This is a genomic window from Nocardia sp. NPDC041819 (assembly GCF_055590505.1).
In genome coordinates this window covers 192,020-217,615 of the sequence record NZ_JBVJAP010000011.1, presented here as the reverse complement: position 1 = coordinate 217,615, position 25,596 = coordinate 192,020, and the positions used below count along the sequence as shown (strand labels likewise).

General features: G+C 70.0%; 1 protein-coding gene. It reads right to left on the bottom strand.

Translation table 11 applies throughout. The annotated features are described in order from the left end of the window. Window positions 1–35: 35 nt before the first annotated feature. Window positions 36–24,494, bottom strand: coding sequence for a non-ribosomal peptide synthetase (locus tag ACZ6DL_RS27555; protein WP_466055406.1), 24,459 nt, complete (start codon window positions 24,492–24,494; stop codon window positions 36–38). Window positions 24,495–25,596 lie beyond the last annotated feature (1,102 nt).

The following is a 25,596-nucleotide window of genomic DNA, read 5'->3' as shown; positions in this document are numbered from 1 at the left end:
CGTCGATCTCGAGCAGGCCGGTCGGTCGAGAGCCTTCAGCATTCGTTCAAGAACCTTTCGAGGATCGGGCCGATGACGGCCAATGCGTGCGGGTGGGTCAATTCGAGATGTCGTGCGTCGACGACCGTGTTGCGCAGGTCGCCGGTGACGAACGGCCGCCACGTCCGCACGGCGGCGTCGTGGTCGGCGCGGTCCTTGCCTGCGGTGAAGAAGACCAGGTCGCCGTCGAAGACGTCCGGCCGGTACTGCTGGGCGATGGCGGTGGCGGTCTCGAAACTCTCCATCACCCGGTCGACCTGTTCGGCGGTGAACATCCCGGTGGCGGTCACCTGGGCGCGGATCACCGCCCAGGCCTGCTCATGGGTGTCCGCTGCCACCTCGGCGCCGAGATCGAACAGCTCACGCCAGCCACCGAGCAGATCGGCCATCAACTCACCCGGCGCGGGCTCGTTCGCGGTGGCGCTCATCGACGCGGCCAGCGCCTCGGAGTCGCCCACGGCGCTGTCCATCATGGCCAGCATGCCGACCTGCTGACCCGCGCGCTGGAGCCGGACCGCGACGGCGTGCGCGATCGCGCCGCCCAGCGACCACCCGAGCAGGTGATACGGCCCGCTCGGTTGCACTCGGCGTATCTCGGCCACATAGCGTTCCGCCAGTTCGTCGACGGAATGCGCACCTGGTTCGCCCGCTACGACATGCGGATCCTGCAAGCCGTAGACCGGCCGGTCCTTGTGCAGATGCTCGACCACGCCGCCGTAGAACCAGGCCAGCCCGCCGGCGGGATGTACCGCGAACACCGCGGGTTTCCGGCCGTGCGCGCGCAGCGGCAGCAACACTTGCAGCCCCGAGCCGCCTGCCGTGCCGTCGGCCCTGGCCGCCAGCGCTCGCGGCGTCGCGTCGTCGAACATCCACGGCAGCTGGATCGTCACGCCGCGGGTGCGCAATTCGGTCACCACCATCGTCGCCAGCAGCGAGTTGCCGCCGAGATCGAAGAACCCGTCGGTGATCCCGACACGCTGGACACCCAGGACCTGCGCGTAGACCTCGCCGATCACTTTTTCGGTGTGCGTCCGGGGCGCCACGAACGCGGACGTCGATTCCTCGAACTCGGGAGCGGGCAATGCCTTTCGATCGAGCTTGCCGTTGACCGTCAAGGGCAGCGCGGGCAACACCATGATCGCCGCGGGCACCATGTAACCGGTCAGCATTCGAGCGGCGGTCTCGCGGACCTCGGCCGGATCGATCCGCTCGCCGTCCACGCCCACGACGTAGCCGATCAGCTGGTCCACGCCGCGATCGTGCCGGTGCACCGTGACCGCGGCCTGGGTGACGAGCGGGTGGCGCAGCAGCGCCGATTCCACCTCGCCGAGTTCGATGCGGAAGCCGCGCAACTGCACCTGCGCGTCGGCCCGGCCCGCGTACACCAGTTCCAGCCCGCTCGCGGACTTCCGCCACCTCCCCACATCCCCGGAACGGTAGAGCCGGGTGCCGTCCCGATCGAACGGGTTGGCCACGAATCGGCCCGCGGTCAGCGCCGCCGCTCCCAGATAACCTCGCGAGAGCTGGCCACCGGCCACGTAGATCTCGCCCGCGACGCCGATCGGAGCCGGACGCAGCCGGTCGTCGAGGACGTACACCCGCAGCCCCGGGAGCGCAGCGCCGATTCCGGCCGCGCTCGTCCGCGTGACCTCGCGGAACGTCACGTGCACGGTCGTCTCGGTGATGCCGTACATGTTGACCAGCCGCGGCGATCCCGGCGCATGCGCGGCGAACCAGTCGTCGAGCCGGGCGGCGTCCAGCGCCTCGCCACCGAAGACGACATACCGCAGAGCGAGATCACCTGCGGGACAACCGTCTTCGCGATAGCGGCGCTCGGCCTCGGCGAATCCGTAGAACGCCGAGGGGGTCTGGCTCAGCACTGTCACGCCCTCCCGGGCCACGACCTCCACGAACGTCTCCGGCGACCTGGAGGTGTCGTAATCCACCACGACCACCTTGCCGCCGGACAGCAGCGCGCCCCAGATCTCCCACACCGCGAAATCGAAGGCGTAGGAATGGAACATCGTCCACACGTCGCCGGGCCCGAGATCGAATCGCTCGGCCGCGTTGGTGAACAGGGTGACCGCTTCCCGATGGCTGACCGTCACGCCCTTCGGGCGGCCCGTCGATCCGGACGTGTAGATCACGTAGGCGACGTTGCCGGGCCGCGCACCCGATATCACCGCCGGATCGGAAGCGTCCGCGCAGTCCTCGACGAGCAGTACCGGTGCGGCGCACTCCGGCACCGCCGCGGACATGCCCGCCGAAGTGAGCACCGCGGCCGGACGAGCGTCGTCGAGCATGAATCGCAGGCGCTCCGTCGGATACGCCACATCCAGCGGCAGATATCCCGCGCCGGCGCGCAGGACGCCGAGCAGGCCCACCACCAGGTCGACCGTGCGTGGCAAGGCCACGGCCACCAGCGATTCCGGACGCACTCCGTGCTCGGCCAGCCGGGCGGCCACCGCGGCGGCGCGGCGATCCAGCTCCGCGTAGGTCAGCTGCGACGCCCCGTCGGTCACCGCGATAGCGTCCGGTCGCGCGGCGGCCTGGACGGTGAACAGCTCGGCGAGCGTCGTGTCCGCCACCGCGGCGCCGGCGCTACCGGCCGCGTCGAGCAGTTCGCGGCGCTGCGCCGGGCCCGCGAGGTCGATGTCCCCGACCGCGATCGCGGGATCAGCGGTCACCTCCTCCAGGATCCGCACGTAGGCCTGCGCGAACCGGGTCATCGTCTCCTCGACGAACAGATCGGTCGCGTAGGTCAGGCGTGCCCGCATGCCGTCCGGCTGCCCGTGGCCGCCGACGCGTTCGACCAGGTTCAGATTCAGGTCGGCCTGCGCCGGTTCGAATCCGTTCTCGACCGGTTCGACGGTGAGCCCGGGCAGCTTCAACGCGGCCTCGCTCAGGTTCTGGACATCGAGGGTCACCTGGTACAGCGGCAGGTGCGCGGTGGACCTGGGTGGATTGAGCGCCTCCACCACTTGCTCGAAGGGCACGTCGGCATGCGCGAATGCCGCCAGATCGGTGTCGCGGGTCGCCGCGAGCAGATCGGCGAACGACTGGTGCGACGACATCCGCGACCGGAGCACGAGGGTGTTGACGAACATGCCGATCAGATCATCGAGTTCACGCTCCCCGCGTCCGGCCACCGGGGTGCCCACCGCGACGTCGCCGACCCCGGCCAGCCGCGACAGCAGGACGGTCAGCGCGGCGTGCATCACCATGAAGACCGTCGCGTTCGCCGTGCGCGCGACCGCGCCGACGCGCTCCCGCAGCGCAGCGGAGATCTCGAAATCCACTGTCCGGCCGCGCATGGACGCCACCGGCGGGCGCGGCAAGTCGGTGGGCAACTCGAGCAGTTCGGGCAGCCCGCCGAGCGTGTCCTTCCAGAAGCGCAGCTGCTGGGACATGATCGAGCCGGGATCGTGCTCGTCGCCGAGTACGTCGCGCTGCCACAGCGTGTAGTCCGCGTACTGGACCGCGAGGGCAGGCCAGATCGGTTCCGTCCCTTGCCTGCTCGCCTGATAGGCCACCGCCACGTCCCGCGCGAGCGGCAGCATGGACTGCCCGTCGGCGCAGATGTGGTGCACGGCGATCACCAGGACGTGCTCGTGGTCGCCGAGCCGGAGCAATTCCATGCGCAGCGGCGGCGCCTGCGTCACGTCGAAGCTCGCCGAAACGGTGGCGAGCACGCGCTCCATCAGCCGCTCCGCCTCGACCGGGACGGCGGTCAGCCCGGCCGGGACCTCCCGGGCGGGGACCGCGACCTGGTGTGGCGTCCCGTCGGTGATCGGGAACTTGGTCCGCAGGGACTCGTGCCGCTCGATGACCAGCTCGCACGCACGGCGCAGGGCATCGATGTCGAGTTCGCCCGTCAGCCGGATCACCAGCGGGATGTTGTACGCGCCGACGGAAGTGTCGAGCTGGTTGAGGAACCACATCCGCTGCTGTGCCGGCGACAACGGCACCAGCGCCGGACGGGTGCGCGCCACCAGCGGCACCCGGACCGTCCGCTCGGAGTTGTCCAGACGGGCGGCGAGTTCAGCGACCGTGGGCGCTTCGAACAGGTCGCGAACGCCGACGCTCACTCCGAGCGCGGTGCCCAACTGGGCGGTCACCCGCGTCGCCGACAGCGAGTTGCCGCCGAGGTCGAAGAAGCTGTCGGTGGCTCCGACCCGGTCGATGCCGAGGACGTTGCCGAAGACCTCCGCGACGTGCCGTTCGGTTTCGGTCCGCGGAGCGGTCCAGGCCCGCGCCGCCGAGAACTCCGGTGCGGGAAGCGCCAGGCGATCGAGCTTCCCGGTTCGGGTGAGCGGAAATTCGGCGAGCACCATGCACAGGTCGGGCACCATGTGCGCGGGCAGCCGCAGCCGCGCCGCGGCGCGGACATCCTCCGGATCCAGGTCCTCGGAGCCGACCAGGTAGCCGACGAGCCTGCCGACGCCGCGCTCGTCTTTGCGCAGCACGACCACCGCGTGTTCCACACCGGGCTGTCCGGCGAGAACGGCTTCGATCTCACCGAGCTCGATGCGTTGACCGCGGATCTTGACCTGGAAGTCGCCACGGCCGAGGTATTCCACGGTGTGTTCCGGGGTCCAGCGAGCCAGGTCTCCCGTGCGGTACATGCGTGACCCTGGCGCGCCGAACGGATTCGCCACGAACGCACCCGATGTCGCCACCGGCCGGTTCACGTATCCGCGGGCCAGTTGCACTCCGGCGAGATACAGCTCGCCGACCACGCCGACCGGCACCGGTCGCAGCCACGCGTCCAGCACGACGGCCTCGACTCCGGGGATCGGACCACCGATCGTGACGGTTTCGCCGGGATACAGCGGAGCACTGATACCGGCCAGAATCGTCGTCTCGGTCGGACCGTATCCGTTGAGCAGTCGCCGTCCCGGCGACCACTGCGTGACGATCTCCGGTGTCACCGCCTCGCCGCCCGCCATCAGCACGCGGAGGGAGTCCAACCCATTCGGGTCCATCGTCGACAGCACGCTCGGCGTCATGAACGAGTGCGAGACACCCTGCGCGCGAATGAATTCCGCCAGTTCGGGGCCACCGAAAACGTCCGGCGGCGGCACCACGAGCACCGCGCCGTTGGCATGGGCCAGCAGCAGCTCCAGGACCACCACGTCGAAACCGGGGGCGGACGCGTTCAGCACCCGCGACCGGGCGTCCACACCGAAGCGATCACGTTGCACGGCGGCGAAATTGGCCAGACCCTCGTGGGTGACGGCGACTCCCTTCGGCGTGCCGGTCGAGCCCGAGGTGTACAGCACGTAGGCCGTGTCGCGATGATGCGGCTTCCGCACCCTGTCCCGGTCCGTCACCGCGGCCGAGGACCGCGCCTCGATCGCCTTCCGGGTTTCGGGATCATCGAGCACCAGCCGCCGGACGGGGTCGGGGACCAGTTCTCGCGACGCGCCCACCGTGATCGCGACCCGCACCTGCGAGTCGGCGACCATGTGCCCGACGCGTTCTGCCGGATTCCGTGGATCCACGGGCAGGAACGCGGCGCCGGTCTTGGCCACCGCCCACATGCCGACCACGAAGTCCACCGACCGCGCCATCGCCAACGCCACCTGGTCGCCCGGCCCGGCACCCCAGTCGATCAGCTCGCGCGCGACACGGTTCGACCGGGCGTCCAGCTCGGCGTAGGACATCGTGCATTCGTTCGAGACCACCGCCGCCGCTTCCGGATCCACCGCGGCACCGGCGGACAGCAACTCCGCCAGCACCCGGGGCGACTCCGCGCGGCCGCCGCTGGCCGGCACCAGATCACGGCGCTCGGTCGCGGACAACAGGTCGAGCCCGTCCAGCCGCGCCCGCGGATCGCTCGTGATGGCGCGCAGTACGGTCTCCAGGCGGGCGGCCAGACCCGCGGCCGTCCGGTCGTCCACGCGTGCCCGCTGGTAGCGGATCATGACGTGCAGCCGGTCGGTCTGGTGGGCCTGCACGGTGATCGGGTAGTGCGCGGCATCGCTGCCGTCCGCCGCGACCACCCGCATGCCGTCGATGTCGGCGTCGCCCAGGCCGCTGCTGTCGACCGGGTACGACTCGAAGACGACCAGGGTGTCGAACAGCTGGGCAGCGCCGGCGGCCGACAGGATCCGGGACAGCTCGACGTCGTGATGATCGAGCAGGCGGGTGTTGTCGGCCTGCAACCGCCGCACCGCGTCCTCGATGGTCGAAGTCCGCGGGACGTGCACGGGCACCGGGATCGTGTTGATGAACAAACCGATCATCGATTCCACGCCGGGCAGGTCGGCGGGACGTCCGGAGACCGTGCCGCCGAATATCACGCGCTCGGCGCCGAGCAGGTTGCCCAGGACCACCGCCCAGGCGAACTGCACGATCGTCGCCATGGTCACCGCCCGTGTCCGGGCGAATTCCACCAGTTCGGTGGTGGCGGCGTGATCCAGGACCACCGCCAGGTCGGCCGGAATGCCGACCGTCGTCTGCGTGCGCGTATCGGCGACCACCGTGGGTTCGGTGAATTCACCGAGGGCATCGCGCCACGCCTCGATACCGGCGGACGGGTCGCGCCGATCCAGCCATTCCAGGTAGCCGCGGTACGACGCCGCGGCGGGCAGCAGTTCGGCGCGCGCGCTCACCGCGTACAGGCCGATCAGCTCGCGCCACAGCAACGGCAACGACCAGCCGTCCAGCAGCAGGTGGTGTGCCGTCAGCACGAGCCGGAAGTCCTGCGGCGCCACGGCGATGAGCAGGAACCGCAGCAGCGGCGGATCGGCGGGATCGAACGGGACCGCCCGCTCGGCCTCGATCAGTTCCTCCGGTGTCGTCGTGCCCTCACGCAGATCGACCCGTCGCCAGCGCACCACCGCGGCCGCCGGAATCACCTGCGCCGGAACGCCGTCGGCAGTTCGGACGAAGGCGGCGCGCAAGTTGGGATGACGCTCCAGCAAGGCCGCCGCGGACCGCTCGAGCCGATCCTCGTCGATCACGCCGGCGAGGGCCAGTGTCGATTGCGCCGTGTAGACGTCGAGATCGCCGGCGGCGAGTTCGGCGTGGAACAGCAGGCCCGCCTGCAGCGGAGCCAGCGACCAGACATCGCCGAGGGATCCGTAGCACCCGGCGAACGTGTCCAGGTCCGACTGCGTGACCGCGACGAGCGGAACGTCGGCGGGTGAGAAGCCCCAGTCCTCGTCGGCGCGGGCCGCCATGGCGATCCCGGTCACCGCGTCGACCCACGCGTCGACGAGTTCGGCCACGTCGGCGTGCTCGAGCAACCGGGACGCGTAGCCGACATGCGCCGACAGTCGCGGTCCCGCCTCGGTGTCCACGATGTTCACGTCGATCGTGACGGCCGCCGCCGCGGGCATGTCCGGATCGAAGGCGCCCCGCCGGTCGAACGGCTCGTCGGTGGGAATCCACGCGAGGTCCGACAGTGTCGTCAAATCGACACCGACCCGGCCGAGGTTGTTGAAGCTGATCTGCGGCTCCGGCAGTGCCGCGAGCCGGTCGGACGTGCCCGCGTGCAGGTAGCGCAGCAGACCGTAACCGATTCCCTTGTCCGGGATTCGGCGCAACTGGTCTTTCACGGACTTCACCGCGGCGCGCGGATCGTCCGGTTCGACACCGCTCAGGTCGAGCGCCACCGGGTAGGTGTTGGTGAACCACCCCACCGTGCGGGAGACATCCGCGCCCTCGGCGATCTGCTCCGCCCGGCCGTGCCCTTCCAGCAGTACTTTCACACCCGCGTGCGCGATGCCGCGCCGGTGCCGCCAGCCTGTCGTCGCCATGGCCAGACCGGCCAGCAACGCGTCGTCGACGCTGCCGTGCGCGGCCCTGGGCACCGCGTCGAGCAATGCCGCGGTGACCTCCGCCGGCAGGGACACCGTCAGATGCCGCACGGTCGAGTGGGTGTCGAGGGCGGGATCGAGCACCGCGCTGCCGAGCAGCGGATCGGGAGCCGCGCCCATCCGGTGCCACAGTTCGAGCTCCCCGGCGCGGGCCGCTGCGGCATCGGCCACCGCGTGCGCCCACCGGCGCATGGAGGTGCCCTGTGCGGGCAATTCCACCGCGCGTCCCCGCGTGACCTGCTGCCAGGCGGTCGCGAAGTCGGGAATCAGGATCCGCCACGACACACCGTCGACCGCCAGGTGATGGACCACGACGAGGGCGCGCGCTTCGGCGTCCACACCGGGTTCGGGCAGCAGGCACACCACCTGCACCATCCGGCCGGCCGCCGGGTCGAGACGGTCGGACGCCTCTCCCAGCGCCGCCTCCACCAACGCGGTGAAACCTTCGCTGCCCGGCGTCTCCTCGGCGCGGAAGGTGCGCGTGAACACCGCGCTCGCGGCGTCCGCGGCGCTGCGCGGCGCCACCTCCAGATATTGTTCCCGCAGCCGCGCTCGCAGCATGTCGTGCTGTTCGAGCACTGCCCGCACCGTCGCGGTCACGTCGTCGACTCGCGCGTCGCGCGGCAAGCGCACCAGCATCGACTGAGCGAACCGCGGGGCGGCGCCGAGACGCTCGGTGAACCAGGAGACCACCGGGGTGAACGGGACCTCGCCCACGCCGCCGCCCGGCAACTCCGCGAGCGAGACCCGTTCGGCGGCCGCGGCGACCCGCGCCAGCCCCCGGACGGTCTTGTGCTCGAAGATGTCGCGCGCCGTCACGATGACACCCGCCGACTTCAACCGCGAAGCCAGCTGGATCGACAGGATGGAATCACCGCCGAGGGTGAAGAACGAGGTGGTGACGCCGACCGACTCGATCCCGAGAACGTCCGCGAACGCGGCCGCGACGATGCGCTCCACCTCCGTCGACGCCTCTGTCGCGTCGTCCCCGGCGGCTCGGAAAACCGGTTCCGGCAGCGCTTTCCGATCCACCTTGCCCGTCGAGGTGATCGGCATGCGGTCGAGCACGGTGACCACCGACGGCACCATGTGCGCGGGCAATACCGACGCGACGTGATCGAGCACGGCGTCCGGGTCGACGGCCGTCGCGGCCTCGTTCACGATGTACGCGGCCAGCAGCGGCTGCCCGCTCGGTCCGGTACGGCTGACCGTGACCGCCGCGGCCACCTCGGGATGCGTCAGCAGCGCGGCGTCGATCTCACCGAGTTCGATGCGCTGGCCACGGATCTTGATCTGGAAATCGCTGCGGCCGACGTACTCCAGGGTGCACTGCGCGGTCCAGCGGACGATGTCGCCGGTGCGGTACATCCGCGCACCCGGCCCGCCGTAGGGGTTCGCGACGAACGCGCCAGCCGTCACCGCGCGCCGGCCGAGGTAGCCGCGCGCCAGCTGCGCCCCCGAAAGGTACAGCTCCCCCGCGACCCCGACCGGCACCGGGCGCAAGCGCGCGTCCAGCACCAGTGCCTCCGCGCCCCGGATCGGGCCGCCGATCGCGATCGGATCGCCGGGCCGCACCGGATCGCTCATCGTGATCACGATCGTGGTCTCGGTGGGGCCGTAGATGTTGTGCAACCGCCGTCCGGGCGCCCAGGTGGCGATCAACTCCGCGGGCACCATCTCCCCGCCGACCGCGAGCATCCGCACCGACTCGAGACCGGCGGGTGACATGGTCGCCAGCACACTCGGCGTCAGGAAGGCGTGCGTCACCCGATGCGTGCGGATCAACTCGGCCAGGTCCGGGCCGCCGAACACCTCCGGTGGCGAGACGACCAACGTCGCACACGCGGCGTGCGCCATCAACGCTTCCAGCAGCACCGCGTCGAAGGCGGGCGCGGCTACTTGCAGGACGCGGGAGGACCCGTCCACCCGATAGCGATCACGCTGCTCGGCTGCGAAGTTCGCCAACCCCGCGTGCGTGACCACCACACCCTTGGGCGTTCCCGTCGAACCGGATGTGTAGATCAGGTAGGCGGCATCCTCGATCCGCAGAGCCCGTCCGCGGTCCACGTCGGTCACCGACCGGTCGGACTGTTCCGCGATCTCGTCGGCCGTGCGGGGATCGTCGAGCGTCGACCAGCGCACGCCGTCCGGCAGCGACGCGCGCGCGGCCGCGAGCGTGATGCCGATGGCGACGCCGGAATCATCGACCATGTGCGCGATCCGCTCGACGGGGTAGCGCAGATCCACCGGAACGAAAGTGGCGCCGGTCTTCGCGATCGCCCACATGGCGACGTGATAGTCGACCGACCGTGGCACCGCCAGCGCCACGAACACGCCCGGTCCCGCGCCTCGGCCGATCAGATGGCGGGCGAGCCGGTTGGCCCTGCGATCGAGTTCGGCGTAGGTGAGGGTTCCGGTGTCCCCGATCAGGGCCACCGCCGACGGGGCCGTGGCAACGGCCGTGGCCAGCAGGTCCGGCAGCAGGCAAGGCCGGGTGCCGTCGCCGCCCCGCGCAGGCACCAGGCGTTCGGTGTCGGCGGCGCCCAGCAGACCTATGCGCCCGATCGGCCGCGCCGGCTCGGAAGTGACCGCGGCGAGGACCCGGACGAACCTCTCGGCCAGCGAATGCGCTGTCGACTCGACGAAAAGATCGGTGGCGTAGATGATCTCACCGTCGATCCCGGCGGGCCGATCGCCCTCGCGGCGTTCGGTCACCAGCACGGTGAGGTCGGCCTTGGCCTGCGCGATACCGGGGTCGAGAACCTCGACACCGATGCCGGGCAGCTCGAACCGGGCCGCCCGGGTGTTCTGCAACCCGAACATCACCTGGAACAGCGGCGAATACGCCGTGGAACGCGGACGGCCGATGACGTCGACCAGCCGTTCGTAGGGCAGATCGGCGTGGGCGAGCGCTTCCAGGTCCACGTCGCGCACCTCGGCGAGGAGTTCCCGGAACGATCGGTCGTCATCGATCCGCGTGCGCAGCACGACCGTGTTCACGAACATGCCGACCAGATCGTCGAGTTCCGGCCTGCCGCGACCGGCGACCGGGGTGCCGACCGAGATGTCGTCGCTGTGCGCGGTGCGCGCCAGCAGGATCGCCAGCGCCGCGTGCAGGACGACGAACACGGTGACGCCCTCGCGGTGGGCCAGCCGCACGATCTCGTCGTGCAGCCGCGCCGGCATCTCGAACCGGATGTTGCCGCCCGCGGTGGAGATGGTGGCCGGGCGCGGCCGGTCCGTCGGCAGGGCCAGCAGCTCCGGGGAACCGTCGAGAGCGTCGGTCCAGTAACCGATCTGCCGCGCGATCAGCGACGACGGGTCGTCCTCCGAACCGAGCAACTCCTGCTGCCACATCGCGTAGTCGGCGTACTGCACCTCCAGCGGTTCCCACCGCGGCGCGTGGCCGCTCACCCGCGCCCGGTAGGCGGCGAACACGTCGCGGGCCAGCGGAGCCATCGACGCGCCGTCGGCCGCGATGTGATGGACCACGACCACCAGCACGTGCGCGTCGGGCGCGCTGCGATACAGCCGCGCCCGCACGGGCACCGACTCCGTGATGTCGAATCCCGCTTCGACGTCTTCTCGGATGCGGTCGGCCAGTTCCGTCTCGCCGTCGACCGGCTCCGGTGTGAACGTCACGTCCGTGCCGATCGCCGCGACATCCCGCACGACCTGGCTGGGTTCGCCGTCCACGAGCGGATACACCGTCCGCAGCGGCTCGTGCCTGGTCACCACGTCGAGGAACGCCGCCCGCAGCGCATCGGTGTCCAGCGAGCCGGTCAGCCGGGCCGCGAAGCAGATGTTGTAGGCCGCCGAGGCGGTGTCGAACTGGTTGAGGAACCAGATCCGCCGTTGCGCCGCCGCCAACGGGACCGCACCGAGACGTTGCCGCGCCGTCAGCGCAACCACGGTAGACCGGGTCCGCGTCGAAATCCGTTCGGCCAGAGCGGAGATCGTCGGCGCGTCGAACACGTCCCGGATGCCGACGTCGACACCGACGGCTGCCTGGGCCCGCGCCGCGAGCTGGGCAGCCGAGAGCGAGTTCACGCCGATCTCGAAGAGGTTCGCCGTCACGCTCACCCGGTCCGCGCCGGTGAGTTCGGCGACCAGGCGCGCCAGCACCGCCTCGGCGTCGGTGCGCGGCGAGACGAAGGTTTCGCCGTCGTCGAACACCGGCCGGGGCAGCGCCGACCGGTCGAGCTTGCCGTTGGCGGTGAGCGGCATCGCCTCCAGCACCTGCACACCGTCCGGCACCAAGTAGGACGGCAGTGTGCGGGTCAGCTGTTCGCGGATCGCGCGGCCGTCGATCACCGCGCCGGGAACCGATGTCACGTATCCGACGATGCGTTCGGTGGTCACGATCGCCACCGCGCGCGCCACCTGCGGAATCGCGCGCAGCGCGGCTTCGATGTCACCGGGCTCCACCCGCTGACCGCGCACCTTCACCTGGAAGTCGCTGCGGCCCAGATACTCCAACTCGCCGCTCTTGCGCCAGCGAACCAGGTCACCCGTTCGGTACAGCCGCTCCCCGGCCGCACCGAACGGGTTCGCGACGAACGCGGCGCAGGTGAGTCCGGCGCGCGCGTGGTAGCCGCGCGCCAACTGGACGCCCGCGACGTACAGCTCACCGACCACACCGACGGGCACCGGCCGCAACCGCGAATCCAGGACGTAGACCTTCATGCCCGCGGCAGGCGCTCCGATCGGCACCGTCGCCGCGGTCGTCGCCCGCGGCGCGCACCGCTGGGCGGTGACCACCTCCGCCTCCGCGGGCCCGTACCAGTTCACCACTTCCGCCCGCGTGAAGACGTGCGCCGCGGCGTCGACCGTGCGTTGCGCCAGCGCCTCACCCGCGACGAACACCTGCCGGACCGAGGGCAGTTCGGCGACGCCCGCGGATTCGAGCAGGACATCGAGCATCGACGGCACGAAGTGAACGGTGGTGATCTCGTGCCGCGCGATGACGTCCGCCAGGTACGCGGGGTCGCGATGTCCGTCCGGTTCGGCGACGACGATGTGCGCACCGGTCTGCAACGGCCAGAACAGCTCCCACACGGCGATGTCGAACGTGATCGGCGTCTTGTACAGCACGGCGTCGGACGTTCCGTGCGGCCACTGCCGTTGCGCCCACGCCAACTGGCTCACGGTGGCGGCATGGGTCAGGGCCACGCCTTTGGGGACGCCGGTGGACCCGGAGGTGAACAGCACATAGGCCAGGTGATTCGGCCGCAGCGGTGTGCGCCGCTGCGCGTCGGTGATGCGGTCGCCGGACAGATCGGTCACGTCGAGCCGGTCGATCGGCGCGTACTCGAAACCCTCCGGCAGGTCGCCGCCATCGGCGGCGGTCGTCAGCACCAGCAGCGGACGGCCCGCGCCCAGCACGTGCGCGATCCGCGCGCTCGGGTGATCCGGGTCGATCGGCAGGAACGCCGCGCCCGCCTTCACCACCGCGTAGACAGCCGTGACGAGTTCGGCCGACCGGCGGACGGCCACCGCCACGATCGTCTCCGGCCCGGCGCCGCGTGCGATGAGCCATCGGGCCAGCTGGTTGACCCGTGCGTCGAACTCCCGGTAGGTCGAGGTACTGCCGTCCGGAAGTCGCAGCGCCGTGTTGTCCGGGGTGCGCGCGACCTGTTCGTCGAAGACATCGACGAGCGTACGGCCGGGTGCGGCGGAGCCTCCGGTGTCGTTCCACCGCTCCAGCACTTGGGACCGCTCCGCCTCGTCGAGCAACCCGATCTCGCCGACGGTGGCCTCGGCGTTTCGAGCCGCGGCGTCGAGTACTCCGACGAATCGGTCGGCGAAGCGCCGCACCGTGTCCTCGTCGAAGAGGTCCGTGGCGTAGGTCAGGCGCAGCGTCATGCCGGTCGGCTCGTTGTGCGTGCCGTGGCTTTCGCTCACCATCAGCAGCAGGTCGTAGATCGCCGCGCTGTCGCCAGGGTCCACATTCTCCACGATCAGCCCCGGCAGCTCGACGCGAGCCCGCGCCATGTTCTGGTAGGCCAGCAGCACCTGGAACAGCGGCGTGTGCGCGGTCGAGCGCACCGGGTTGAGCGCGTCCACCAGTTGCTCGAACGGCACGGTGGCATGGTCCAACGCCTCGATGTCGGTGCGCCGCACCTGGTCCAGCAGGCTCGAGAAGGTCTGGTCGAGCGTGATCGGCGTCCGCATCACCAAGGTGTTGACGAACATTCCGACCATGCCGTCCAGCGACCGGTCGCCGCGTCCCGCGTGCGGCACGCCGACGGTGACGTCATCGCTGCCGGACAGCCGAGACAGCAGCACCGCCAGGGCCGCGTGCACCACCATGAACGTGGTGGCCCCGGACCGCCGCGCCAGCGCCTCCACCCGGCCTTGCAGTTCCCCGGGGATGGGGACCTGGAGCACCGCGCCGCGCTGGGACTGTTCGAGCGGCCTCGGCCGGTCGGTCGGCAACTCGAGCAGATCGGGCACACCCGCGAGTTGTGTTCGCCAGTAGGCGATGTCACGGGCCACGTACGAGTCCGGGTCGTCCGCGGAGCCGAGGACCGCACGCTGCCACAGGGCGTAGTCGGCGAATTGCACGGGCAGCGGCGCCCAGTCCGGCGCGGTACCACCGGAGCGCGCTCGATACGCCGTCACCAGGTCGGCGGCCAGCGGAGCCACCGAGAAGCCGTCGCAGGCGATGTGGTGGGCGGCCAGCGCGAGCGTCCACGCCTGGTCGGACAACTGGTACAGCGCCACGCGCAGTGGCACGCCCGCGGCGACGTCGAATCCGGTGCCGCAGAACTCGGCCAGCCGGTGCGGCAGTTCCCGCTCGCCCACCGCCTGCGGGGTGAGGTCGCACGTCGCCAGCACGTCCTCGGCGTTCAGCACGACCTGGGTGGGCGTACCGTCGACCGCCGGGTACATGGTGCGCAGGCTCTCGTGCCGCTCGACGACATCGCCGACGGCGGCCGTCAAGGCCGCCGGATCGAGCTCGCCCTCCAATCGAATCGCCAGCGGCACGATGTAACCGGGGGCGGCCGGATCGAACTGGTTGAGGAACCACATCCGGGTCTGCGCGTGCGACAGCGGGATACGGTCCGGCCGAGGGGCCGCGGTCGGCGCCGGAAGACTCGGGACCGCGCGCAACCGGGCGATCCGCTCGGCCAGACCGGCCACGGTCGGGGCCTCGAAGATCGCGCGCACCGGAATGGTCACGTCCACGACGTCGCCGATCCGGCTCAGCGCGCGCGTCGCGACCAGCGAGTTGCCGCCCAGCTCGAAGAAATTGTCGTCCGCGCCGATCTCGGGCCGGTCGAACAGTTCCGCGAAGACCCCGGCGATCGCCTGTTCCACCAGGCCCCGGGGCGCACGGAACTCGGACTCCTGGACACCCGGGTCCGGCTCGGGCAACGCCCGGTAGTCCACCTTGCCGTTGGCGTTGAGCGGAATCGAGTCGATCCGGGTCACCGACGACGGCACCATGTAGGCAGGCAGCCGATCCAGCAGGAAGCCCCGGACCTGCCGTACGTCGAGCGCCGCGTCCGCGACCACGTAGACGACCAGCCGCTGCTCGCCGCCGTCGGCGCGTACCTGTGCGACCGCCGCGTGCACCTGCTCGTGCGCGATCAGCGCGGCTTCGATGTCGCCGAGTTCGATGCGCAGGCCGCGCACCTTCACCTGGGTGTCGGCGCGGCCGACGTAGCGCAGGCCGCCGGCCTCCTCCCAGCGAACGAGGTCGCCGGTGCGGTAGAGGCGCGCGCCGCCCGCGCCGCCGAAGGGATCCGCGACGAACGTCGCCGCGGTCAGGCTCGGACGGTCGTGGTATCCGCGAGCCAGCTGGACACCGCCGAGGTACAGCTCACCGGTGACGCCCACCGGCACCGGATGCATCCGCGAATCCAGCACGTGCACGGTCACGTTCGCCTCGGGCACGCCGATCGGTACGGCCACGCCCTCGACCGTGTCGATCCGATGCGCGGTGACGCTGACCGCCGCCTCCGTCGGGCCGTACAGGTTGTCGATGCGGGCATCGCTGAATTCCCGGAAACGGCGAACCGTTTCGGCCGGGAGCGCCTCCCCGATGCACAACACACGCCGCAGGGCCGGGAACTGCCGCGGGGCGGCCACCTCGAGGAACGCCGAGAGCAACGACGGCACGAAATCCACCGTGGTCACCCGGTACTCGGCCAGCAGCCGGGCAACCTCACGCGGATCGCTCTGCGCGTCGGGACCGGCGACGACCAGCGCCGCGCCACAGGTCGGCGCGCAGAACAGCTCCCACACCGACAGGTCGAACGTCACGGGCGTGCGCAGCAGCATCACGTCGTCGCCGCCGAGGCGGTAGTGCTCGCGCATCCAGCGCAACTGGTTCACCACCGCCGCGTGCGGGACGGCCACGCCCTTGGGCACACCCGTCGAACCGGAGGTGTAGATGACGTAGGCCAGATCCTCCGGGCGCAGCGGCCGCGTCCGGTCGGCATCGGTCAGCGCCGATCCGTCCGAGTGCTCGGCCTCGAGGTCGCCGAGCGCCCAGACCGGCACGCCGGCGGGCAGGCTTGCCCGGTCGTCCGGACGGGTGAGCACCGCGATCGGCCGCGCGGCGGAGAGGACGGCACGCACCCGGTCGGCCGGGTGGTCCGGATCCAGCGGCAAGTAGGCCGCCCCCGCCGCATGGATGGCGTACAGCGTGGCCAGCAGATCCACCGAGCGGCGCATCGCCACCGCCACCACGGTTTCCGGGCCTGCCCCGCGCCGGATCAGCGCCCGGGCCAGGGAATTCACCCGCGCACCGAATTGCCGGTAATCCAGCCGCGCCCCGCTCACGGCATCGATGACCGCCGGGTGATCCGGAGTCAGTGCGACCTGCACGGCGAACAAGTCCGCGACCGTCACCGCCGGAGCCCGCGTGGCCGCACCGCTCGACCGCCGCGCGATCCGCCGCGCCTCCTGCGCGGTCAGCAGATCGATGTCGCCGATGGCGCGGGTGGGATCGAGGACGATCGCGCGCAGCAGAAGCAGGTAGCGGTCGAACATCGCCGCGACCGTCGCCTCGTCGAAAAGATCTGTCGCATAGCCGAATTCGACTGCCATATCGCCCGGTTCGCCATCCGGCTCCAAGGCGTCGACCAGATTCAGGTGCAGGTCGTACTTCGCCACGCTCGGATCGGCCATCTGCGCCGAGACCGTCAGGCCCTCGAACCGCACCGTGGGGATCTCGATGTTCTGGAACGAGAAGCCCACCTGGGTCAGCGGCGCGTGTGCGGTGGAGCGCGGCGGATTGAGCACCTCGACCAAACGCTCGAACGGGATGTCGGCGTTCTCGAAGGCTGCGAGGTCGGTGGCCCTGACCTGATCCAGGATCCGGACGAAGGACGCGCCGGGCGCGATGTACGTCCGCAACACCAGCGTATTGACGAACATGCCGACCAGGCCGTCCAACCCCGGCTCGCCACGACCGGCGATCGGTGTGCCGACCGCGATGTCCCCGGTGCCGGACAGCCGCGCCAGCAACGCCGCGTAGGCCGCGTGCATCACCATGAAGACCGTCGCGTCGTGACGGCGGGCCAAGGCGACCACCGCACGATGCAGATCCGCGGGCAGGACGGCCGAGACCGTCGCGCCGCGGAACGACTGCTTCGCGGGCCGCGGACGGTCGGTCGGCAGATCCAGCACCTCGGGCAGGTCGGCGAGTGCGGCGAGCCAGTAGCGCGTCTGGGCGACGGTCGGGCTGTGCGGATCGTCCTCGGTGCCCAGCATCTTCCGTTGCCACAGCGCGTAATCGGCGTACTGCACCGGCAACGGCGCCCACTGCGGCGCCTGGCGCCGGACCCGGGCACGGTAGGCGGTCATCAGGTCCGCGGCCAGCGGCGCGAGCGAGGACCCGTCGAAGCTGATGTGATGGACGACTAGCACCAAGGCATGGTCGCCGGGTGCGCTGCGCAGCAACGCGACCCGGAACGGAACCTCGATGGTGACGTCGAAGCCCACCGTGACCTCGGCGGCCACGCGCGCCTCGACCTCACCGGCCGCGACCGGCACCGGTGTCAGCGGGGGCAGCGCCGTTTCCACCGAAACGATCACCTGATGCGGCCCGCTGTCGCTGTCCGGGTACACGGTTCGCAGCGCCTCGTGCCGTTCCAGCACGTCCGCGACGGCCGCGTGCATCGCGGCCACGTCGAGGTCACCCGACATCCGCACGACCAGCGGAATGTTGTAGACCGGCGAGCTCGTGTCGAACTGGTTGAGGAACCACATGCGGGCCTGAGCGGGCGACAGCGGGATCCGGTCCGGGCGCTCCTGCGGCGCGAGCGGCACCCGGGTCGCCGTGTCGGCACTGCGCAGACGTTCGGCCAGCGCACCGATGGTCGGCGTCTCGAAGATGGCACGCAGAGGCACCTCGACACCGAACGCGCCGCTGAGCTGCGCCGCCGCGCGGGTGGCCGACAGCGAGTTGCCGCCGAGATCGAAAAAGCTGTCGAGCACGCCGACGCGGTCGATGCCGAGCACGCCCGCGCAGATGTCGGCGACGATCTGCTCGGTCGCGTTGCGCGGCGCGACGAACTCCACGGCGGGCGCGAATTCCGGTTCCGGCAGTGCGGCGCGATCGACCTTGCCCACCGACGACAGCGGCAGGGTGTCGAGCACCATGACCGTGTCCGGCACCATGTGCGACGGCAGGCGTTGTGCCGCGTACTTCGTCAGCTCCGCGGTCTCGACGGCGCCGCACGCGGGCACTACGTACGCCGCCAGCCGTGATCCGCTCTCCGCCTGCACGCCCACCACGACCGCTGCCGCGACGCTCGGATGTCCGGCGAGAACGGCTTCGATCTCGCCGAGTTCGATGCGCTGGCCGCGGATCTTCACCTGGAAGTCGGTGCGCCCCAGGTATTCCAGAGTGTGATCGGCGGTCCAGCGCGCCAAGTCGCCGGTGCCGTACATGCGGGTGCCCGCGGGGCCGTACGGGTTGGCCACGAACGTGGCGGCCGTGGACGCGGGCCGGTTGAGGTACCCGCGCGACAACTGCACGCCCGAGACGTACAGCTGACCGGTCACCCCGACCGGGACCGGCCGCAGTCGTTCGTCCAGCACCACCGCGTCGACGCCGCGGATCGGGCCACCGATGGTGACCGGGTCGCCGACGCACAGGGGATCGCTGATCGCGACCATGATGGTGGTCTCGGTGGGACCGTACCCGTTGTGCAGCCGCCGCCCCGGCGCCCATACCGCGACCGTCTCGGCCGACACCGCTTCCCCGCCGGCCACCAGCACCCGCAGCGAATCGAGACCGGCGGGCGACATCGTCGCCAGCACGCTGGGCGTCACGAACGCGTGCGAGACCTCCTGGGCGCGAATCAATTCCGCCAGCTGCGCCCCGGCGAACACCTCCGGCGGCGACACGACGAGCAGCGCGCCGTTCGCGTGCGCCATCAGCAGCTCCAGCATCACCGCGTCGAAGCCGGGCGCGGCCACCTGCAACACGCGCGACCTGCGATCGACGCGATAGCGCTCACGCTGCTCGATCGCGAAATTCGCCAAGCCCTCGTGCGTGACCGCCACGCCCTTCGGCTTGCCGGTCGAGCCCGAGGTGTACACCACGTAGGCCGCGTCGGCGATCCGGCAGGCGCGTACGCGATCGGCGTCGGTCACCGGGGCCGGGGAATGCGTCGCGATGAACGCCTCGGTGCCCGGATGGTCGAGGATCAGTTGCCGCACATGACCGGGAAGCAGGGTGCTCGAGGCCTCGACCGTGAGCGCGACCTCCACATTCGAGTCCGCGACCATGTGCGCCACTCGCTCGCCGGGGTAGCGCGGGTCCACCGGGACGAACGCGGCGCCGGCACGCGCCACCGCCCACACACCGACCACGAACTCCACCGACCGCCCCATTGCCAGCGCGACCTGGTCCCCCGGCCCGACGCCCCAGTCGATCAGTACTCGCGCGAGACGATTCGACCACTCGTCCAGCTCCCCGTAGGAGAGCACCCGAGCGCCCGCCACCACGGCCGGCGCGGTGCGATCACCGACCAGCAGCACATCCGCCAGCACCCGGGGCTTCTCGGCGCGACCACCGGAGGCCGGGACCAACCCCAGCCGCTCGACACCGGACAACAGATCCACTTCGCCGACCCGGGCCCGGGGATTCGACACGAACGCGTCGAGCATCCGGTTCAGCCGCTCGGCGAGTTCTTCGACGGTCTCCCGGTCGAAGAGGTCCGTGGCGTAGTTGATCCGCAGCGCGACATCGCCGCCCGCCGCGGTGTTCTCGGCGACGGTGACGATGATGTCCACTTTCGCCGGTTCGGCGCCGGGATCCAGCAGCTCGACGGTGAGCTCGGACAGCTCCAGGCTCGCCCGGTCCATGTTCTCGAACGCCAGATAAACCTGGCACAGCGGCGCGTACGCCAGGGACCGCTTCGGATGCAGTTCGTCCACGACACGCTCGTAGGGCAGGTCGCTGTTGGCGAAGGCATCGACGTCGATGTCCTTGACCCGCGCCAAGAACTCGGTGAACGACTCCTCGAAGGACACCTCGGTGCGCAGCGGCACGGTGTTGACGAACATGCCGATGAGCGGCTCGAGCGCACGCTCGCCGCGCCCGGCGACCGGCGTGCCGACGGTGATGTCCGCCGAACCCGACATCCGCGCCAGCAGCACGGCCAGCGCGGCGTGGACCACCATGAACGTCGTGACGTTGGCCGCGCGGGCCAGCCGCTCGATACCGGCGAAGGTCTCGGCCGGGATCACGGTGTCCGCGACGTCGCCGCGCATGGATCGGCGGGCCGGACGCGGACGGTCGGCGGGCAGCTCCAGCACCGGCGGCATGCCCGCCAATCGCTGCGACCAATACCGCAGCTGGTGGGCGGCTCGCGACTCCGGATCGTCCGGGTCGCCGAGCAGGCTGTGATGCCAGACGCTGTAGTCGGCGTATTGGACGCTCAAGGGTTCCCAGTCCGGCTTCTTCCCCTGCACCCTCGCCTCGTAGGCGACGGCGACATCGACCGCGAGCGGCCGCAGCGAGGATCCGTCACAGCAGATGTGGTGCAGGACCACGGCCAGGACATGTCGCGAGCGGTCGGTCGTGGCCAGCAGCGCCACCCGGATCGGGGCGCGTTCGCGCAGATCGGTCCCGACCGATGCCAGCTCGCGGATCCGCTGCTCGATATCGTCCGGATCGGTCGGCCGCGGGGCCAGGTCGAGACCGGCGACGACCTCTTCGGCGGGCAGCACGACCTGGATCCCCTCGCCGTTCACGGCGGGGTAGACGGTGCGCAGCGATTCGTGCCGATCGATCACGTCGGTCAGCGCGGCTCGCAGCGCCGCGGTGTCGAGACGTCCGGTCAGTTGCACAATCAGCGGGATGTTGTAGGCGGCCGAGGCCGGGTCGGCCTGATTGACCAGCCACATCCTGTTCTGCGCCGGCGCCAGCGGGATGGGCTCGGGCCTGGCCGCCGCGCGCAGCACGGGCCTGCCGGAGCGGCTACCGTCCTCGAGGTGCGCGGCGAGTTCGGCGACGGTCTGCTTGACGAACAGGTCGCGGACCGACACGTCGCATCGGGTCACCTCCGCGATGCGCACGGCCGCGCTGGTCGCGGTGATCGAGTTGCCGCCGAGTTCGAAGAAGCTGTCGAACACGCCCACCCGGTCGGTGCCGAGAACCTCCGCGAAGACGTCCGCGATCGACTCCTCGACCACCGTGCGTGGCGCGACGTACGCGGCGGCCGAATCGAAGACCGGCTCGGGCAGCGCCCGGTAGTCCACCTTGCCGTTCACGGTCAGCGGCACCACCTCGAGCACGACGACGCTCGACGGCACCATGTATTCCGGCAGCATCGTGGCGACGTGCGTGCGCAGGGTGTCCGGCTCGCAGCTCGCGCCGACGGCGGGTACGACGTAGCCGACCAGCCGGGCGGCCTCGGTGCCCGCCAGATGCACGACGACGACCGCGGTGGCGACGCTGTCATGGCCCAGCAGCGCGTTGCGGATCTCGTCCAGCTCGATCCGGAACCCGCGCAACTGCACCTGCTGGTCGGCGCGTCCGCGGTATTCCAGCTCGCCCTTGTGATTCCAGCGCGCCACGTCCCCGCTGCGATAGAGGCGCTCTCCCGGCAGCCCGAACGGATTCGCGACGAAACGTCCCGCGCTCAGCGCCGGTCGCCGGAGGTAGCCGCGAGCGAGTTGTGCGCCCGCGACATAGATCTCGCCCCAGGCGCCGAGCGGGCACGGACGCAAGCGCTCGTCCAGGACGTATGTGCGCAAGCCCGGCAACGCCGGGCCGACCGTGCTCGGTGCGCCCGGAACGGCGATGTCCGGTGTGAGGTCTGTGTAGGTGACGAAGACGGTGGTTTCGGTGATTCCATAGCTGTTGGCCAGGACCGGCAGATTCGGGTTGTGCTCGTACCAGTCGGCCAGCGCGGCCGGATCGAGAGCTTCACCCGAGAGGACGACCAGCCGCAGCGACAACTCGCCTTCGTGCTCCCCGGCGTGCGCGTAGCGCTGTCGGGCGGCCGCGAACTGGTAGAACGCCGACGGCGTCTGGCTGAAGACCGTGACCCGTTCGCGCGCCGCCAGACGCACCACGTCGTCCGGCGATCGGGTGGTGAGACTGTCCACGACGACGATCCGGCCGCCGGTGATCAGCGCACCGAAGATCTCCCAGACCGAGTAGTCGAACGCGAAGGAGTGGAACAACGTCCAGACATCGTCGGACCGGATGCCGATCTCGGCGCACGAGTTCACCAGATAGGTGGACACGGCGCGGTGGGTGATGGAGACGCCCTTCGGCCGGCCGGTGGATCCGGACGTGTAGATGACGTAGGCGAGGTGGTCGGGGCGCAGCAAGCCGGTCCGATCCGCATCGCTGATCGGGCCCGCGGCCTGCTCCGCGGCGAGAAGGTCGTCGAACAGCACAACGCGGCCGGGATCGCCCGGTACGTGTTCGCGCATGCTTCGCTTCGTCACCACCGCGATCGGGTTCGCGTCGCCCAGTACGTATTCGAGCCGTTCGGCCGGATGGGCCGTGTCCAGCGGGAGGTAGCCGGCGCCCGATTTGAGCACCCCGAGCACGGCGACGATCAGATCCGCGTCCCGTGGCATCGCGATGGCCACCAACGATTCCGGACCCGCGCCGAGCGCGATGAGCCCGCGGGCGAACCGATTGGATCGTTCGTCGAGTTCGCGGTAGGTGAGCGTGCCGGCGTCCGAGGTCACCGCCACCGCGGAGGGCGTGGACGCCGCCTGATCGGTCAGCAGTTCCACCAGTGTGGCGGAGGGAGATTCGCCGTCGTGGCCGGCGAGTTCCTCGACGATGCGCAGTTCCTCGGCGGGTCCGACGAGCTGGAGGTCACCGATGCGGGTGTCCAGGGGCGAGTCCATCATCCGGTGCAGGAAATCGAGGAACCGGTCGGCATGCGACTCGAGTTCGTCCTGCCCGTAGAGGTTCGGATTGCCGTGCAGCTCGATCAGCAACGGGGCGTCCGCGCCCGAGCGGTACAGATTGAGCTGCAGATCGTCGAGCGCGCCGGAGGTCAACGCGCGGTAGCGGCCGACGGCCGAGCCGAGCCGGATCTCGGAGTCGAAGAACAGGATGTTCACGATCGGGCCGAACGAATTGGCGGCGGAGTCGATCGCGGCCGAGTCGCGGCGCAGATCCTCGAACCGGTACAGCTGATGGCGCATCGCCGAGACGATCTCGGACACCGAGGCGCGGACCAGTTCCTCCACGGTGGTCGAGTGGCGCACGGCGAAACGAATCGGCACCATGTTCGCCAGCATCGCGGCGGCGTTGCGCAGGCGCTTGGTCACGCGGGCGGTCACCGGCAGCGACAGCGCGACATCCTCGGTGCCGGTCATCCGGGCGAGGAAGGCGGCGAACGCGGCGATCACCACCTGCGCGGCCGACGCGTTCACCTCGTCGGCGAAACGGTCGAGCCGGTCGGACAGGTGGCCGGGCAGCTGCAGGCCGGCCACGCGGTCGACCTTGCCGAAACGGGCCGTGCGGCCGGACAGGCTGACCGGCGTGGGCAGGCCGGAAACCTTGTTCAGCCAGAATGTCTTGTCCGCCTCGTAGCGCGAACTGGCGCGATAGGCACGCTCCGCTTCGACGATGTCGCGCAGGCTCGCCGCGTCCAGCCGCGTCGGAGGCCTGCCCTCCAGCAGCGCGTTGTAATGCTCGGCCATCCGCATCAGGCTGTTGAAGGCGCCGTACCCGTCGACCACCAGATGGTGCGCGCGGCCGTACCAGAAGTAGTGGTCCTCGCCGACCCGCAGGAGCCTCGTCACGGTGAGCCGGTCGCGGGCGAGGTCGACGGCCTTGGTGTTGTAGTCGCGGCGCATCCACTCCATCGCCGCCGCGACCGGATCCCGCGCGTCGCTGAAATCCAGCACCGGCTCGTCGTAGATGATGCCGCGGTCGACGAATTGATACGGCCGGCCGTCGGATTCGACCACGCGAACCACAAGGGACTCGGTTTCGTGCCCGCCGGCGTTCACCGCCCGCGTGAACACGTCGTGGTCCACCGGGCCCTTGATCTCGACGCAGTGTGCGATGTTGACAGCCGGTCCACCGGGCATATGGTCCGCGAGCCACATACCGTACTGCGCACTCGAGAGCGGAATCAGCCCCTGATCGCCGTCGGCGGTTTCGTCTGACTTCAGATTCATCGCATGACCCCTTATTCCTACCCGGACGCGCGAAGGCACGACGGAAGGACGTCGGCCCACCGCATCCGAAATCTGGCTTTGTATGCACTTCGTCTACTTCGAAGCGGCGCCACCCCTGCTCTGCGCCGCGCCGTTCAGGTTTCGCGGGTAGCTCGATCCGCCGGTGTCCGGCATGAACCGGACATTCGCGGCGACTTCCACACCTCCCCTTTGTCGGCATTTCAGTCGTCTCAAAATCTGAAAACAGAACTTTTGAATCTACCGTGAAGCATCGCCACTCTGGTGGGACAAGCTATCTGACAGCAGCTCGGGTCAGTCTAGTGGTATCAAACCTCCCAGCTCCGCACGGAGGCCGGGCGTTTCGAATCTCGTTTCGAGCAATGCGGCCATGACACCGCCCGCGCGATGGAGCCGTCGCGTGCCCGTATCGCTCGTAGAAGTGCCTGGTGCAAGAGGGTGGATCCAGACAGAACCACCCGCGATCGGGCATCGTACATGCCGGGCAGGGGCCGGAATCAAGCCGGGAGGGCCATCGTGATCCACCGGGCGGACAGCGGCCGCCGACAGCCGATCCGCCGGCTCGATCGATTGCACCACAAGGGAATGTGCATCCCGATAGCAATATATTGGCAATCACCCATACTGGTGCTACCTCCGCGCCTTTACTACATTCCTATCCGGCGCGCACATTTCCGAATACTCATCAATTCACTCAACTCGAAGGACCTCTCGGAATGCACATTCTCGGCACATAGTTCCGCCTGGAATCAGGTACACGGTGATTCTAATTTCATGTCGGGGGCCTGCGTGCTTTCCGAGAGGATGCCGCCGAGCACGGGCGTTTCAGCGCTCAGGTTTCGCACGGTTCGGCGCGCGCATCGAAGGCGGGCGCCGGTCGACGGCAGGCCGCCGAGGGGTATCCGGCCGGTCAGACCGCGAATCGGCTCCGCCGATCGACGCGAATCCGGATGTGCGCGACCGGCCTCCGGCAGCCACAAACGCCCACCGCGCCTACGCCGATCGTGCCCACCCGCCATGGAGTGCGTTATTCCCGCAACGAACTCGCGCGTGAAGGGCGAACCGGCGCAGGACCTCGCCGGAT